The sequence below is a fragment of the Erwinia sp. MYb416 genome (assembly GCF_037479575.1).
GTDB classification, from domain to species: Bacteria; Pseudomonadota; Gammaproteobacteria; order Enterobacterales; family Enterobacteriaceae; genus Erwinia; species Erwinia rhapontici.
The window spans coordinates 24,634-38,924 of the sequence record NZ_JBBGYT010000349.1 but is presented as its reverse complement, the minus strand read 5'-3'; the positions used below and the strand labels follow the sequence as shown (position 1 = coordinate 38,924).

Below are 14,291 nucleotides of genomic sequence, written 5' to 3'. Positions count from 1 at the left end.
CTCTTCAGATAAAGCGCGACAGGGTATAGCAGCGCTCTGCCTCCGGGGTGATGTCGGTCATGTGCATGGCACCATGGATCAGGCCATCGAGCCAGTGGAGGTTTACGTTCACACCTTCCGTGATAAGACGCCGGGCAAAGGCCTCGCCTTCATCCCTCAACGGATCGTATTCACACAGTAACAATGTTGTCGCTGGTAAGCCGCGTGCCGATGACAGGAGCAGGGGGGAAATCAGCGATGTTTCCGGCAGCGGCTGCTGGCCAAGATAATGCTGCCAGCAGAAAGCCATCATTTCTTTTGTCAGCCCGAAGCCCTGCCCACAGGTCTGATAAGAGGGTTGTGACAGGCTGGCATCCAGCGCCGGATAGAGCAACAGCTGATGATAAATGGCAGGACCTCCCCGGTCCCGTGCCATCAGACATACCGCTGCCGCAAGATTCCCCCCGGCACTGTCACCTCCCACGGCAATCTGTGTGCTGTCCAGATCCCAGTCTGTGGCATGGTCGCTGATCCAGCACAGCGCCTGCCAGAGATCGTTTAACGGCACGGGCCAGCGGTGTTCCGGTGCAAGCCGGTAGTCGACAGAAAATACCACGCACCCGGTGTTTTCTGCCAGCAGGCGGCAGGGTCGGTCCCACGCCGTGAGGCTGCCCAGGCACCATCCTCCCCCGTGAGCCCAGATCAGCGCCGGGCGTCCTGTCTCCTGTTCCAGCGCGCAGGGCACATAGACCCGTACGGTGATGGCGTGCCCGTCGCTCGCGGGAAAGGTGAAACTGTGCTGATAATGCCCATCGCGGGCTTCGCCCTGCTGCGTTATCAGACTGAGATCGGTCTGGTGGCGAAGTGCCGCCAGTGACAACGACTCTGCCGGCACCTGCCGGGCAAGCCAGGCCGCAACGTCTTTATTCAGCGGCATGGGTTATTCCCTGTAAAAATGGCAGGGCCAGGTGACAGAATGCCTCAGGGCACTCTTCGGTAATAAAGTGGCCGCAGTTCTCCACCATGGCATTTTGCAGGTAAGGTGCGACGGGCTGCATCGTCAGATAGGGCGCATCACGGGTGGCATGTTCTGCGCCAATGGCCAGCACGGGCATCGGCAGCGGTGTCAGGGCGCGGCGCTGATTTTGACGCACTGTTTCAGGTATGGCGCGATAATAACTGAAACCAGCCTGAAGCCGTCCGGGCTCGCTATAGGCCTGGATATAGATATCGGCCGCCACCCGGTGACGCTGCCATGACCATTTGTCAAAGATAAAACTGAGATAGGCGCGTTCGCGGCCCGTGGTGAGCGCCTCTGGCAGGTCGGCCAGCTGATTAAACATAAAGTGCCAGAGGAAGATATTTTCCTGGGGATCAACAAAAATTGACGGGGCGGGTGCCAGCCCGGGGATCACCGCTTCGGTCAGGATCAGCCGTTCAATAGCCTCGGGAAAATCAGCGGCCAGCGCGTAACCCACCCACATACCGATATCGTGGCCGATGGCCTGGTAGCGGGTGTGTCCCAGCTGTGTCATCAGCTGGTGGGCCACTGCCGCGATATTCCCGGTGTCGTAACCGCCTGCGGGTGCCTCAGACTCTCCGGTGCCCGGCGGGTCGATGGCCACCGTGGTAAAGCCTTGCTGTGCCAGTGTTGTCATGACGTCACGCCAGGCAAACCAGGTTTGCGGCCATCCTGGCAGCAGCAGCACGGCCGGGCCTTCACCCTCGGTGACACAGTGCAGTTTTCGTCCTGCAATCCGCAGATAATGGTGTTTCTTTTCCATAATCAGTCGATTCCCAGCAGTGTGTTTATCTGCGTCTGGCTGACGCGGGCAGCGGCAAAATCATCAAACACGGTATCGGCCACGTTGATAATGTGACGACGGATAAACTCGGCCCCTTCCTGTGCGCCATCTTGCTTGTTCTTCAGACAGCACTCCCACTCCAGCGCTGCCCAGCCGGGATAATCGTACTGCGCCAGTTTTGAGAAGATGGCAGGGAAGTTCACCTGCCCGTCACCGGTCGAACGAAAACGTCCGGCGCGCTCTGTCCAGGACTGATAGCCGCCGTAGAGTCCCTGGCGCCCCGTTGGTATGAACTCGGCATCCTTCACGTGAAACATGCGGATGAAAGGATGATAGATATCGATAAAATCCAGATACTTCAGTTGTTGAAGAACAAAGTGGCTGGGATCAAACAGGATTTTGCAGCGAGGGTGGTGCCCGGTACGCTGTAAAAACATCTCGAAGCTGATGCCATCGTGCAGATCTTCCCCCGGATGAATCTCAAAGCACAGATTCACGCCCAGCTCTCCTGCCTCATCCAGCACGGGTCGCCAACGGCGGGCCAGTTCATCAAAGGCACTCTCCACCAGTCCCGCCGGGCGCTGGGGAAAAGGAAAGATATAGGGCCAGGCCAGTGAGCCGGAAAAGGTGCCGACATCTTCTAAGCCCAGACGCGATGCTGCCTTAAGGGTGGCCAGCAACTGTGTTTTCGCCCAGGCCTGTCGGGCCGACGGTTCACCGCGCAGCGCGGGCGGTGCGAAGCCGTCACACAGGGTGTCATAGGCGGGATGAACGGCCATCAGCTGGCCAAAAATATGGCTGGTCAGTTCACTGATCGTCAGACCGCGTTCGGCCAGGCGTCCCCGCAGATCGTCGGAGTAAGTCTGGCTCTGTGCTGCCGTATTGACGTCGAACAGACGACTATCCCAGGCGGGAATTTGTAACGCCTTGAACCCCTTTTCCTGTGCCCAGTTGGCGAGATTGTCGAGGGTATTAAAGGGATAAATATCGTCGCTGAACTGTGCCAGATGCAGGCTGGGGCCTTTGAGGGTTTTCATATACTTTCCTATTAGTTGTCAATCAACAAACAATAGGGGCGCGGCCTGTTTCTGGCAACCTGTGATCGCGGCGGCAGCACAAAGGGTTCATCTTCCTGTGTTTGAGGTGATTGATTTACAGTAGGCTTTTACAAAATATGCAGGATAATAGGTGCTGATTTTCGCGACTAATTGGAAATATTATGGCGGGCAGACCAAGAGAATTTGACCGGCAGATGGCACTGGTTCAGGCCCGGGATCTGTTCTGGCGCCACGGCTATGAAGGCACTTCCCTGTCTGACCTCGTGGCGGCGCTGGGGATCGCCTCGGCACGTATTTATAAAGCGTTCGGCTCGAAAGAGCAGCTGTTCCGTGAAGCTATCGGCCATTACGAGCAGCAGGAAGGGGGATTTGCTGAACGCGCCCTGCGGCACCCTGATATCCAGGTGGCCATCAGAGAGATGCTGGAACAGGCCGTCCGTTTATATGCCCGCCCTGAGGCGCCGCTGGGCTGTATGGTGGTGTCGGCGACGGGCGCTTTAAGTGAAGACCATTCGCTGCTGAGTGAATGGCTGATGCAGCAACGCACCCGTCGCACCCGGGGGATCGTTGAGCGAATGCAGCAGGCGGCAGAGGCTGGGCAACTGTTAGCGGGAACCGATACGGAAAGCCTGGGAAACTATTACGCTACGGTGTTGCATGGCCTTTCTGTTCAGGCCCGTGATGGCGTCAGCCGTGAGGCACTGTACCCGGTGGTGCGTTGCTCACTGCTGCTGTTGCAGAGCACGCGCACACCCGAATAAATCGCGATATCACGGATGGCCCGCCGCCTCCCTGCGTTTGCCATCTGTGATCCCGCTATTCTGTGGTGATATAGCGCTGTCGGGTTCTATCAAAATGGTAATCGACGGTGATATCGGCCTTCTCGCTGTAGCAGTTCAGCCACACCATTTTTCCTGTGTTATCACTCTCCATATTCTGATAAATCGCCGTCATAAAGAAGCCAAACTGACACGGGGGCCGCTGCGGGTTAATCGTCTGGTCAGTGTTGCCGGTTTTTTTATTGACGACACTGATGCTGTCGATGGCGATGCCATCCGTGCTGGCCTGATAGTGGCCAATAAAGCTGTGGGTCGCGGTTTGCCCCCAGAAAGGAATATCAACCAGCTGGCCAGTGACGCTGCCCTCGGTGGTATTGTCCAGCGAGGTGGTGTGCTTCAGTGCAACGGCATAGCGTTTTTCCCCCTGCTGCCAGTGTCCGGTCAGCGCTTCGCCCTTGCGCGTCAGGCGAAACGGGCAGGAGTGCGTATCAAAACCCTTTTGTGTTCCCTGAACCAGCGCACGGTCATAGTCCTCTGCACCATGAACTTCACAGAGTTCGAGCGCGTCAGCGGTGCGTTTACCGTATAGCGGGATGGGGGCATGATACTTATCGTAATAATAGCTGCCCTTGATGTTGAGCCCACTGCCATAGCTGTCGTATTCCTGCAATGACAGATGTATCGGCCAGGCGCCGAGCGAACCTTCATAGTTATCCACCACATACCATCCGGCGTGGGCGCTGCCGGCGAGTAAGAATGCGGCGATCGTCAGGCCTGTTTTCATCTTCATGGTTCTCTTTTCTTCCCTGTATTTTCAGTGGTGATGGCTGCCTGTTCATCGGTAACGCTGGCCTGTAACAGCCGGGTCATGGCCTGTAAATTAGTGGATTGTGTGCCTTTACGCCAGATCAGCCAGATGGCAATTTTGCCGCGTCCGCCGCTAAGCGGGTAGGATCGTACGCTGTCCCTGCCGGGCATACTGGCCAGCATGCTGGCGGGGATCAGCGCCAGTCCTGCCCCGGCGCTGACGCAGGCGAGAATACCGTGGTAAGACTCCATCTCAAAAATCTTACCCGGTGCGGCATCTTCCCGTGAAAACCAGTTTTCAAAATGCCGGCGGTAGGAGCAGTTGGCGCGGAACGCGTAGATAGTTGAACCGGAGATACTGGCCGCGCTGGGTACCGGGGGATGATTCAGCGCGGCAATCAGCACCAGTTCTTCGGCAAACACCGCCACGCCCTCCAGCTGTGGATGCTTTGGCGGCCCGTCAACAAAGGCGGCACTGTACTGTCCGGCCAGCACACCATCGATCATATCCCCGGACGGGCCGGTGGTCAGATCCAGCTCGACCTGGGGCCAGGTTTGATGATAACGCGCAATCAGCGGCGGCAACCGCACGGCCGCAGTGCTTTCAATCGCCCCCAGGGTGAAAATGCCGCTGGGATGCTGGCCGGACACGCTCTGCCGCGCTTCTTCCGTCAGGGCCAGAATACGCTGGGTGTAGTCGAGGAACGTTTTGCCGCTGTCTGTAATGTACAGACGCAATTTTTCGCGCCGGAACAGGGCGCAGCCGAGTTCTTCTTCCAGCTGCTTCAGACGTGTGGAGATATTAGACGGCACCCGGTGTAGCTTTTCGGCCGCCGCCGTGACGCTGCCTTCCTCTGCAATGGCACGGAAAATTTCAAGCTGGGCTAATTCCATATCATTCTCTTTTTGAGCTAATAATTTTCTCTATTATTCATTTTAAAAGAATCTCTCGCAAGCCTATGATGACGGTATATCGCGTCGTTTGGGTGAATACGCGGTGCCACATTCTCTGTTTTCTGATAAGGCGGTCATCATGACAAATGTCTCTTCTGCGGTAGCAGTTTCACGTAATCCGGCGACGGGCGAGATCATTGCCCGTTATCCTTTCGCCAGCAGCGCGGATGTCAGCGAGGCGCTGGCGTCTGTTAACTCGGCGTTTCAGCAGTGGCGCCACAGTGCAATGAGCGACCGTGTGGCGTTGTTGCAAAACATCGCAGGCGGACTGCGTCAGCAGGCCCAGGCACTGGCCGATATGATGACCCGTGAAATGGGTAAGCCTGTCGATCAGGGGCTGGCTGAAGTGGAAAAAAGCGCCATGTTGTGCGAATGGTATGGTGAGCATGGTCCGGCATTCCTCAAGCGTGAACCGACGCTGGTGGAAGGTAACAAAGCCTTCGTGGACTATCTGCCACTCGGCCCGGTGCTGTCCGTGATGCCGTGGAACTTCCCGGTGTGGCAGGTGCTGCGTGGTGCTGTACCCATCATGCTGGCGGGCAACAGCTATTTGCTTAAACCGGCACCGAACGTGATGGGCTGTGCGCTGTTATTGCGAGATATTCTGACGAATGCCGGTGTGCCGCAGAACTTATTTGCTGTCGTGAATGCTGACAATGACGGTGTGGCACAGGCGATCGGCGATAAACGTATTGCCGCCGTGACGGTAACGGGCAGCGTGCGTGCCGGTGCGGCCATCGCCGCGCTCTCCGGGGCCGCGATTAAGAAATGCGTTCTGGAGCTGGGCGGATCCGATGCTTTTATCGTGCTGGCCGATGCAGATATCGATGCGGCCGTGAAGGGCGCTATCGCCGGGCGTTTTATGAACAACGGACAGATCTGTATCGCGGCAAAACGCATTATTGTGGAGGCGGCGGTGTTTGAACAGTTCAGCGAGAAATTTGTCAGTGCCGTCAAAGCGATGAAAGTTGGCGATCCGCGTGAGTCAGGGACCTGGATTGGCCCGATGGCACGCTTCGATCTGCGTGATGAACTGGCCGCGCAGGTGCAGGCAACGTTGAAAGAGGGCGCCACGCTGCTGCTGGGCGGCCACGCGCTACCGGGAGAAGGGAACTGGTATGCGCCAACGGTTCTCAGTGATGTCAAACCCGGCATGACCAGCTTTGATCAGGAACTGTTCGGGCCGGTGGCCTCGCTGATTGTGGCAGACGATGCTGCGCATGCCGTTGAGATGGCCAATGATTCTGAGTTCGGCCTGGGCGGCAGCCTGTGGAGCCGCGATCTTGCCAGGGCACAACAGCTGGCGTCGCAGATTGAAACGGGGGGGATGTTTATTAACTCCCCGAGCTTCTCCGATCCGCGTGTGCCGATCGGTGGCGTGAAGAAAAGCGGGTTTGGCCGTGAGCTGTCACACTTCGGCCTGCGAGAGTTTACCAATACTCAGACGGTCTGGATTGAGTCCTGATTGTCTTCGGCCGCCGGGTAGTGGCTGCTGAGCCAGTGCTCAAGACCTTCCGGTGCCAGAGGGCGTGAATAATAAAACCCCTGGATCTCATCACAGCCTAAACGCTGCAATGAGGCCAGGGTTTGCTGATCTTCCACCCCTTCGGCCAGTACCACATAGTGCAGCTCTTTCAGCATGGTGATGACATGGCGGGCGATAACTTCGCTGGCCGGGTCGTGAGAAAGCTTCTGGATCAGCGATCGGTCCAGCTTTATCACATCCACCGGAATACGGCACAGCGTATTGATATTGCTGTAGCCGGAACCAAAATCATCCAACGCTATGCGGAAACCGCGCAGCTTAAGTTTATCCAGCCCCCGCCGTGCATCAGGATTCCCCAGTACCTGCTCGGTCTCAAGACATTCAATGCACAGATCGTCGGGATTAAGCCCGGCATTGAGCATCTTCTCTTCCAGCTTATCGGCAAAGTCCGCACGTGAAAAATCACTGACGCACAGATTCACCGAGGCCGGCAGGTTTAGCCCGGTACTGCGCCACTGACGCAGCTGCGCCAGGGTGTGGTCGATCACCCAGTCCGTTAACTCTTCCATCAGGCTGGTTTGTGCCACCAGCGGGATAAATTCATCCGGCGGAATATTGCCGAACAGCGGATGATCCCAGCGCAGCAGGGCTTCCAGTCCGACCGGTTTACCGTGCAGCAGGGAGATCTGCGGCTGATAAACCAGGTACAGCCCTTTGTTGCCGCGCAGCGCTGCCGCCAGGTCATGCAACAGGCGGAAGTTCTGGCTGTTACGGCCATCACTGTCAGCATTGTAGGCCATGTAACTCTGCTTCAGCGTGATGGCTTCATGCAGGGCGCTGACCGCCCGACGCAGCACTTCAGTGACCTGTGACTCAGCCGGAACAAAGCTCACCTCACCGAGGTGCGGTTTAGCATCAATCGTAATATTGTCAAAAATCTGGGCGCGTATGCCGCCGAGCCGCTTGCTGAGCTCACGGGCGCGGGCACCATTATTCTTGCCACTCAACAACGCAAAACGGCCAACCGCGACGGTATACAGCACGTCATCATCTTCCAGCTGCAGACGCGAACGCAGCATGGATGTCAGTTCTTTGAGCAGGCTTTCAACCGCATTCATTCCCACCGAACGTGCAATTTCATAAGCCCGAGGCATATCAATGCAGTCGATAAGGGTCAGATGATGAGTCTCATCGTTACCGGCCTGCTGCAACAGTTCGATATCTTTCAGCAGGCGCTGACGATTAGGTAACCGTGTCACCACGTCCTGATAACCGGCAATGTACCACGCATCCAGATAGCCGATGACCAGACCGGCTAACAGCTCCAGCAATTCAATTTTGTCATCAGAAAATGTCTGAGGTTTGACATCGGTAACGCACAGGGTGCCGATGAGTATGCCATCACGATTACGCAGGGGAGCACCGACATAGAACCTTATAAAAGGCTCCCCAAGCGTCAGGGGATGCTGGCTGAAGCGCGGATCACGATGCGTATCGTTGCATACCAGCACGGTTCCCAACGCCAGCGTATGGCGGCAAAAAGCATTCTGCAGTGACGTTTGTTTAAGGTCGAAGTTACAGGATGCTTTTATAAACTGATTCTCGTCATCGAGAATGGAGACAAAGCTGCCGGGGATGCCCAGCAGTTCACTGGTCAGCCGGGTAAATTTTTCGAGAATATCATCACGGTCCGCATCATCGGCCTTCAGCATCTCAAGGGCCGCCAGGCGTTTAGCCTCGTCGCTACAAAAAGTCCCGCTCATATTCAGATTCGCTTTCCAGATTATCGGCCGTGAAGCGGGGCCAGGCTAGGATCGGTATCGGCGGCTGTAAGCCAAACTTTATTGATTACATGACGAAATTGTTTAATCAATAAAAAATGTGAGAGAGAGGCGACAAATATCAGTGGGATACAGACAGGCTGTGCCTGACGTGCGCAGACGTTTTCAGAGGGGCGGGCGCAATACTGGCACGTGCTGACGCACATTCTGCGGATAGCCTTGTGCAAAAGAAGCGTGAACATGGAGGGGAGCCTGTCGTGTATCCTGAATGGTGTTTCCATTTGAATGATGATGCGGGCCTGCTTTACGTCAGCGTGCAGCGGCTGTTTAAACGGGTGTTGTAATCTTTCTCTTATAAGGATGCGACCATGAGTGATTTGCCTGACATTTCTATCGGCATGCTGTTGTTCCCCGGATTAACCTCGCTGGATTTGACCGGACCGTATGAGGTTTTTGCCTGTGCGCCTGGGGCGAAAGTCCACCTTATCTGGAAAACCCTGGACCCTGTCATCTCCGATCGCGGGCTGGCGATGCTACCGACACAGACCTTCGACAGCTGCCCGCCGTTAGATGTGATTTGCATACCTGGCGGGCCGGGGCAGATAAACCTGATGGACGATGACAGCACGCTAGCGTTTATCAGGCACCAAAGCCAGCAGGCCAGGCTGGTGACGTCCGTCTGTACAGGCTCCTTGATCCTGGGGGCGGCAGGGTTGCTTCAGGGATATAAAGCCACGTCTCACTGGTTATCCATCGGCCAGCTTGCTTTGTTGGGCGCAGAACCTGTCAGTGAGCGGGTGGTTCGGGATGGTAATCGTATTACCGGTGCGGGCGTGACGTCGGGTATCGACTTTGCGTTGTATGTTGTGGCGGAACTTTACGGCGTTGAAATCGCACAAAACATTCAGCTGGGTCTGGAATATGATCCCGAGCCCCCCTTTAATAGCGGATCTCCGCATTCTGCACCGCAAGAGCAGGTCAGACAGATGAGAGAACGGCTTGCCCCCTTTATTGAAAAGAGACGATTAGCGACGCTGAAATCGGCGGGCAGACTGAAAGGGTAAACCTGTTTTCTTCCGGGTTTCAGGGAAGGCGGTGTTGAGGTGATTAAGCTTGCAGAAAATATTGGCTAGTCGCCATACTCTGATGCCAAATTTAACATAATTAACGTTATGCGAAGTTAAGTTATTGATTTTATGATAATAAATGCTTTGCTCTTTAACTTGCCTAAATCACAGGCATGTAAAATATTCCTGCTTAATCCCTTCACTCGCATGCTATTTAACTCTATAATATTGGGTATTATAACTAGTAAATGGCAATAAAAACCATTATGATGGATTTAACCCTCAGTAAGCCTGATGAAATTGTTAAGTTGCTCTGCGAGCGGCTGCGCAAAGAGCGCCTCCTGCAACAAATGACCCAGGCCGACGTGGCTGCCAGGGCGGGGATCGGTGTGAACACCGTGTCCAACCTGGAGTCCGGGCGCAATGTGGGGTTTGAAAATCTGGTGAGAGTGGCGATGGTACTCGGCCGTGGGAAAGAGCTGGAGTCGCTCTTTGCCCCTCAGATCGACAGTCTGGACGATTTGCTGCGCTTTGAGAAAACCGCCACCCGTCAGCGGGTCAAAAAGAGTACGCATCATGGTGAATAAAGTGGATGTCTGGTACGAAGGATGGGGCGACCGCTGGCTCTGGGGATCGCTGGTATCCTCTACGGCGCTCACCGGGCGACCGGTGATCCTGTTTGAGTACAGTGAAGAGGCCATCCGTCGTGGACTGGAGTTGGCCTCCCTCACCCTGCCGCTGAAAGGCCCACGCTTACGCAGAGACTTCCCTGTTCACCAGATGGGCCTTCCCGGCCCTGTTTACGACGCGCTCCCTGATGGCTGGGGCATGCTGTTAATGGACAGACTGTTTCGCCAGCGCGGGCTAAATGCGGCACGGATTGGACCGTTAGAGAGACTGACCTGGATCGGCAACAATGCGATGGGGGCGATGTCATTTGAACCGTCGCAGGCTGATGCCGCAGGCCAGGTTGAAGAGATTGCCCTTGCGCAGCTCTCAGCAGAAGTGCAGGACGTGCTGGAGGGCGAAGGCGGTGAATTTTTGCAAAGGCTGTTGCAGATGGGCGGTTCTCCACAGGGTGCAAGACCGAAAGCGTTGCTGTACCGCGATCCGGATAGCGGTCACTTCAGCACCGCCAGCACTCCCGGGCTTGAGGCCTGGCTCATCAAGTTCCCTGCCCGGCAGGAGCATCCGGAAGTCTGTGCCATCGAAGCTGTTTATGCCCAGTGTCTGCGTGAATGTCGTATCAGTACGCCAGACACCGCGTATTTTGCCCTTCCCAACGGACAGGCTGCTTTTGCTTCGCGGCGATTTGATCGGCAAAACGGCCTGCGTGTACCGATGCAGAGTCTTGCGGCTTACACCGGGGCCAATTATCAGGTGGCGGGCGTGCTGGACTACACCAATTTTCTGCGTGCCACCCAGTTGTGCACTAATGATGTCAGGCAGAAAGCGCTGGCATTTGAACGGGTAGTGTTCAACGTGGTGTTCAACAATCGCGACGATCATCCGAAGAACGTCGCGTACTGCATGTCAGCCAGTGGCGAGTGGACGCTGGCCCCGGCATATGATGTGACGTACTGCGAAGGCCCGGGTGGCTATCATCAGATGGACGTGATGGGCGAAGCGCTGGATATTGGCCGTGAACATCTGCTCGCACTGGGTGAACAGGAAACGGAACTGACCGCGTCGCAGATAGAGGCGATGCTGGAGAAGCATTGTACCATTGCCTCCGGTTTTGCCAGCAAGGCGGAGGAGCTGTTTCCCGGACGCATCACCGCTGAGACACTGCGCACCCTTCAGGGGCGTATCGATGACAATATTGCACGCATGCAGAAGTAGTTTTCGTCCGCCGGCTGGCCGTTCCGCCATTCGTTAAACGTTATCATTCTTCTGCTACCACACGGGCAGCATCCCATAATCCCATCATATGAATAATGGCCCGTTCCACGGCTGCCAGTGGCACATTATCCCGCGCAAGTGTCGATATTCCCACCAGGAAACTGTCAAAGCTGACGGCCAGTGCCAGTGTGTCCTCGTTATCCGATAACTCACCGCTGCTGATGCCCCTTTTTACGCAATGCAGTATTCCTTCACGGGTACGGCGGCGGGACGCCTCCAGCGGCATGAGGATATGTCTGTTTTCTGCCGTGCAGGTAAACATGGCACTGAGTGTGACCATACATCCCCTGGGATGCTCAGCCCCGTACTGCATCCGGGCTGAATGTATCAATGCTGTCTCCAGTGCCTGCCGGGCAGGCAACCCACTGTCCCACAAAGATTCTGTCACCTGTGCATGCGTGTTCAGATAACAGTTCACGGCCTCATTAAAAAGCGCCTCTTTTGACCCAAAAGCGGCATAAAAACTGGGGGCTGTAATCCCTTTGCCTATTGATGCTTTCAGCATCGCGAGTGAGGTTGAATCGTAACCATGTTCCCAAAAAAGGTGCATGGCTTTTATCACCGCGTCATCCCGATCGAACTGTCTTGGTCGGCCTGTTTTCATTATCACCTCCTCCGCGATTTATACTAATCGATACATATTTAATTGACAACGCTGAGAGCGGCAATGCAACATATGTATCGATCGGTATATATTGTATGCCCGTGATAGCGCCATCGTCGCCTGAAGCGATAACGGCAAGCCCCGAATTGACTGAACAGGTTGAATGATGAACGTACAGCAACGCACCAGAGAAGCTCAGCAACTGCCCGTATTTGCCCTGCTTGCCCTGGCAATGGCAGGCTTTATCTGCATACTGACCGAGACCATACCCGCCGGACTCCTGCCGGAAATGAGCCGCGGACTCAATATTTCACCGGCTCTGGCCGGGCAGCTGGTGACGGCATATGCAGTGGGGTCGCTACTGGCCGCCATCCCCCTCACGATGATGACCCGAACATGGTCACGCCGATCCGTTCTTCTCAGCACGGTGTGCGGATTTCTGATTTTCAACACGCTGACGGCGCTGTCATCTCATATCACCGTCATTTTAATCGCACGTTTTCTCGCTGGCGCGTCAGCAGGCCTGGCATGGAGCCTGATCGCCGGGTATGCGCGGAAAATGGTCGTTCCCTCGCTTCATGGGCGAGCGCTGGCACTGGCGATGGTCGGCACGCCGATTGCCTTGTCTCTCGGGGTGCCGGCAGGCACATGGATGGGTGGACTTCTGGGATGGCGCCTGACGTTTGCGGTGATGTCAGGACTGTCGGTCATCCTCATTGGCTGGATACTTCTGGCCGTCCCCAATTACCCGGGTGAGCCAGGCACCAAAGGCGTCAAGCTGGGTTCCGTGTTAGGTCTTCCCGGCGTGCGCTCCGTTCTGGGGGTTGTCCTCGCATGGATGCTTGCACATAATATTTTGTATACCTTCATCGCGCCGTTTATTGCCCCTGCGGGTCTGGCCGGAAGCATTGATCGGGTCTTGCTGGTCTTTGGTATTGCTGCCCTGGGCGGGATCTTTATCACAGGCAGAATTATTGATACCCATTTACGTAAAGCGGTGCTGCTGTCACTGTCAGCTTTTGCGGCTGTGTCCCTCGTTTTTGGTCTGGATGCGAGCAACCCGGCGGTGATTTACACTGGCATAGCCCTTTGGGGGCTGACGTTTGGCGGCGCGGCAACACTGCTCCAGACGGCGCTGGCGGATGCTGCGGGTGAGCATGCCGATGTGGCATTATCGATGAATGTGGTGACGTGGAACAGCGCTATCGCGTTGGGAGGCATGACAGGCGGTTTGCTGCTGGAACATTATGGAACCGGGTCTTTTCCCTGGGTTCTCCTCGTGGTGTTAATGGTTGCTGTTATAGTTGTTGTGCGTTCAGAGCAGGGGTTCCCGATCGCCAGCCGGCAACCCCGTGAGCCAGTAAGTCATCAATAGTTTTTCAGGTGATGGCCTCTTAAACAATATTTTCATCCGACCGCAACCTTTGCCTGCGGTCGGGCGAACTTCTGGTTAAGGTCATCAGGCGCTGTCGCCTGTCCCCACACTGGAGAGATCATGATGCGTATGAAAAACACCCTGAGTACCCTGGCTGTTGCTGCCGTTCTTGGCCTGGCATTGCCTGTGACGTCCGCCTTTGCCGCTCTGGCGGTCGGTGAAAAAGCCCCTGACTTTGAGCTTAAGGCGGCGCTGGCCGGAAAACCGACCACCTTCTCACTTCAGCAGGCATTGAAAAAAGGCCCGGTCGTGCTGTACTTCTTCCCCGCTGCCTTTAGCGCCGGCTGTACGCTGGAAGCCCACGACTTCGCTGAAGCCACCGACGAATTTACCCAACAGGGTGCGACGGTGATTGGTGTGACCGCAGGGAATGTGGATCAGATTGCCAAATTTTCCCAGCTGGAGTGCCGCGACAAATTTACCGTTGCCGCCGATCCGGGCGCGAAAGTTGCCGGCGAGTATCAGAGCACCATGCAGATGAAGGGGCAGACGTTGTCTGACCGTACCTCCTATGTCATCGCGCCGGACGGCAAAATCCTGCTGAGTTATACCGATAAGAACCCGGATGCGCATATCCAGAAAGCGATGGATGCTGTGAAAAAATACCGTCAGGCCAACCCGGCATAACCTTGTT

14 protein-coding genes and 1 pseudogene are annotated in these 14,291 nt (G+C 55.9%); 7 read left to right on the top strand and 8 right to left on the bottom strand.

The window, feature by feature from the left end; genetic code table 11:
* Positions 1-4 precede the first annotated feature (4 nt).
* The 3 genes from WH277_RS04285 to WH277_RS04275 are packed head-to-tail and all read right to left on the bottom strand — an operon-like array spanning position 5 to position 2,821.
* Positions 5-916, bottom strand: coding sequence for an alpha/beta hydrolase (locus WH277_RS04285; protein WP_133846748.1), 912 nt, complete (start codon positions 914-916; stop codon positions 5-7).
* Positions 903-1,763: an alpha/beta fold hydrolase gene (locus tag WH277_RS04280; protein ID WP_133846749.1), complete on the bottom strand. Its 861-nt coding sequence runs from the start codon at positions 1,761-1,763 to the stop codon at positions 903-905. The genes WH277_RS04285 and WH277_RS04280 overlap by 14 nt, the downstream gene beginning before the upstream one ends.
* Before the next feature lie 2 nt (positions 1,764-1,765).
* Positions 1,766-2,821, bottom strand: a complete 1,056-nt coding sequence (locus WH277_RS04275; protein WP_133846750.1) for a sugar phosphate isomerase/epimerase family protein — start codon at positions 2,819-2,821, stop codon at positions 1,766-1,768.
* A 182-nt stretch (positions 2,822-3,003) separates the two neighbouring features.
* On the opposite strand from WH277_RS04275, the gene WH277_RS04270 reads away from it, so the two are divergent.
* Positions 3,004-3,603, top strand: coding sequence for a TetR/AcrR family transcriptional regulator (locus tag WH277_RS04270; protein ID WP_259152863.1), 600 nt, complete (start codon positions 3,004-3,006; stop codon positions 3,601-3,603).
* 55 nt (positions 3,604-3,658) lie between these two features.
* Here the strand turns inward: WH277_RS04270 and WH277_RS04265 are convergent, their stop codons facing one another.
* Together WH277_RS04265 and ptrR are read right to left on the bottom strand one after the other, a co-directional pair.
* Entirely contained in the window at positions 3,659-4,411 is a 753-nt protein-coding gene (locus WH277_RS04265; RefSeq protein WP_339504531.1) for a hypothetical protein, read from the bottom strand.
* Complete coding sequence (ptrR, locus tag WH277_RS04260) at positions 4,408-5,322, bottom strand: putrescine utilization regulator PtrR (protein WP_133846752.1); 915 nt, start codon at positions 5,320-5,322, stop codon at positions 4,408-4,410. Before ptrR ends, WH277_RS04265 begins: the two co-directional genes overlap by 4 nt.
* A 139-nt stretch (positions 5,323-5,461) precedes the next feature.
* Here ptrR and WH277_RS04255 point away from each other — a divergent pair, with 139 nt between their 5' ends.
* On the top strand, positions 5,462-6,847 hold the full coding sequence (locus WH277_RS04255; protein WP_339504525.1) for an NAD-dependent succinate-semialdehyde dehydrogenase: 1,386 nt from the start codon (positions 5,462-5,464) through the stop codon (positions 6,845-6,847).
* Here the strand turns inward: WH277_RS04255 and WH277_RS04250 are convergent.
* The gene (locus tag WH277_RS04250; protein WP_133846754.1) at positions 6,823-8,631 is read right to left on the bottom strand and encodes a sensor domain-containing diguanylate cyclase; all 1,809 of its coding nucleotides are present in this window, start codon (positions 8,629-8,631) and stop codon (positions 6,823-6,825) included. The two genes, WH277_RS04255 and WH277_RS04250, sit on opposite strands and share 25 nt — an antisense overlap.
* Before the next feature lie 386 nt (positions 8,632-9,017).
* On the opposite strand from WH277_RS04250, the gene WH277_RS04245 reads away from it, so the two are divergent.
* The 3 genes from WH277_RS04245 to WH277_RS04235 all read left to right on the top strand — a co-directional run bounded on the left by WH277_RS04245 (position 9,018) and on the right by WH277_RS04235 (position 11,558).
* Positions 9,018-9,713, top strand: coding sequence for a DJ-1/PfpI family protein (locus WH277_RS04245; RefSeq protein ID WP_133846755.1), 696 nt, complete (start codon positions 9,018-9,020; stop codon positions 9,711-9,713).
* A 272-nt stretch (positions 9,714-9,985) separates the two neighbouring features.
* Positions 9,986-10,303 (top strand): helix-turn-helix domain-containing protein, encoded by a 318-nt coding sequence (locus tag WH277_RS04240; RefSeq protein WP_133846801.1) that lies wholly within the window; start codon positions 9,986-9,988, stop codon positions 10,301-10,303.
* A complete protein-coding gene (locus WH277_RS04235) occupies positions 10,293-11,558 on the top strand; it encodes a type II toxin-antitoxin system HipA family toxin (RefSeq protein ID WP_133846756.1) in 1,266 nt (421 codons plus the stop codon). The genes WH277_RS04240 and WH277_RS04235 overlap by 11 nt, the downstream gene beginning before the upstream one ends.
* Before the next feature lie 43 nt (positions 11,559-11,601).
* Here the strand turns inward: WH277_RS04235 and WH277_RS28650 are convergent, their stop codons facing one another.
* Together WH277_RS28650 and WH277_RS28645 are read right to left on the bottom strand one after the other, a co-directional pair.
* Positions 11,602-11,898 carry a hypothetical protein gene (locus tag WH277_RS28650; RefSeq protein WP_445235311.1) on the bottom strand — a complete coding sequence of 99 codons (297 nt, stop codon included), beginning with the start codon at positions 11,896-11,898 and terminating at the stop codon, positions 11,602-11,604.
* A 150-nt stretch (positions 11,899-12,048) separates the two neighbouring features.
* Positions 12,049-12,168, bottom strand: a pseudogene (locus tag WH277_RS28645) (TetR/AcrR family transcriptional regulator); the annotation flags it as partial.
* Between the two features lie 217 nt (positions 12,169-12,385).
* Between WH277_RS28645 and WH277_RS04225 the strand changes: the two are divergent.
* Together WH277_RS04225 and WH277_RS04220 are read left to right on the top strand one after the other, a co-directional pair.
* Entirely contained in the window at positions 12,386-13,597 is a 1,212-nt protein-coding gene (locus WH277_RS04225) for an MFS transporter (protein WP_339504524.1), read from the top strand.
* 123 nt (positions 13,598-13,720) lie between these two features.
* On the top strand, positions 13,721-14,284 hold the full coding sequence (locus WH277_RS04220; RefSeq protein WP_133846804.1) for a peroxiredoxin: 564 nt from the start codon (positions 13,721-13,723) through the stop codon (positions 14,282-14,284).
* The last annotated feature ends 7 nt before the right edge of the window (positions 14,285-14,291 follow it).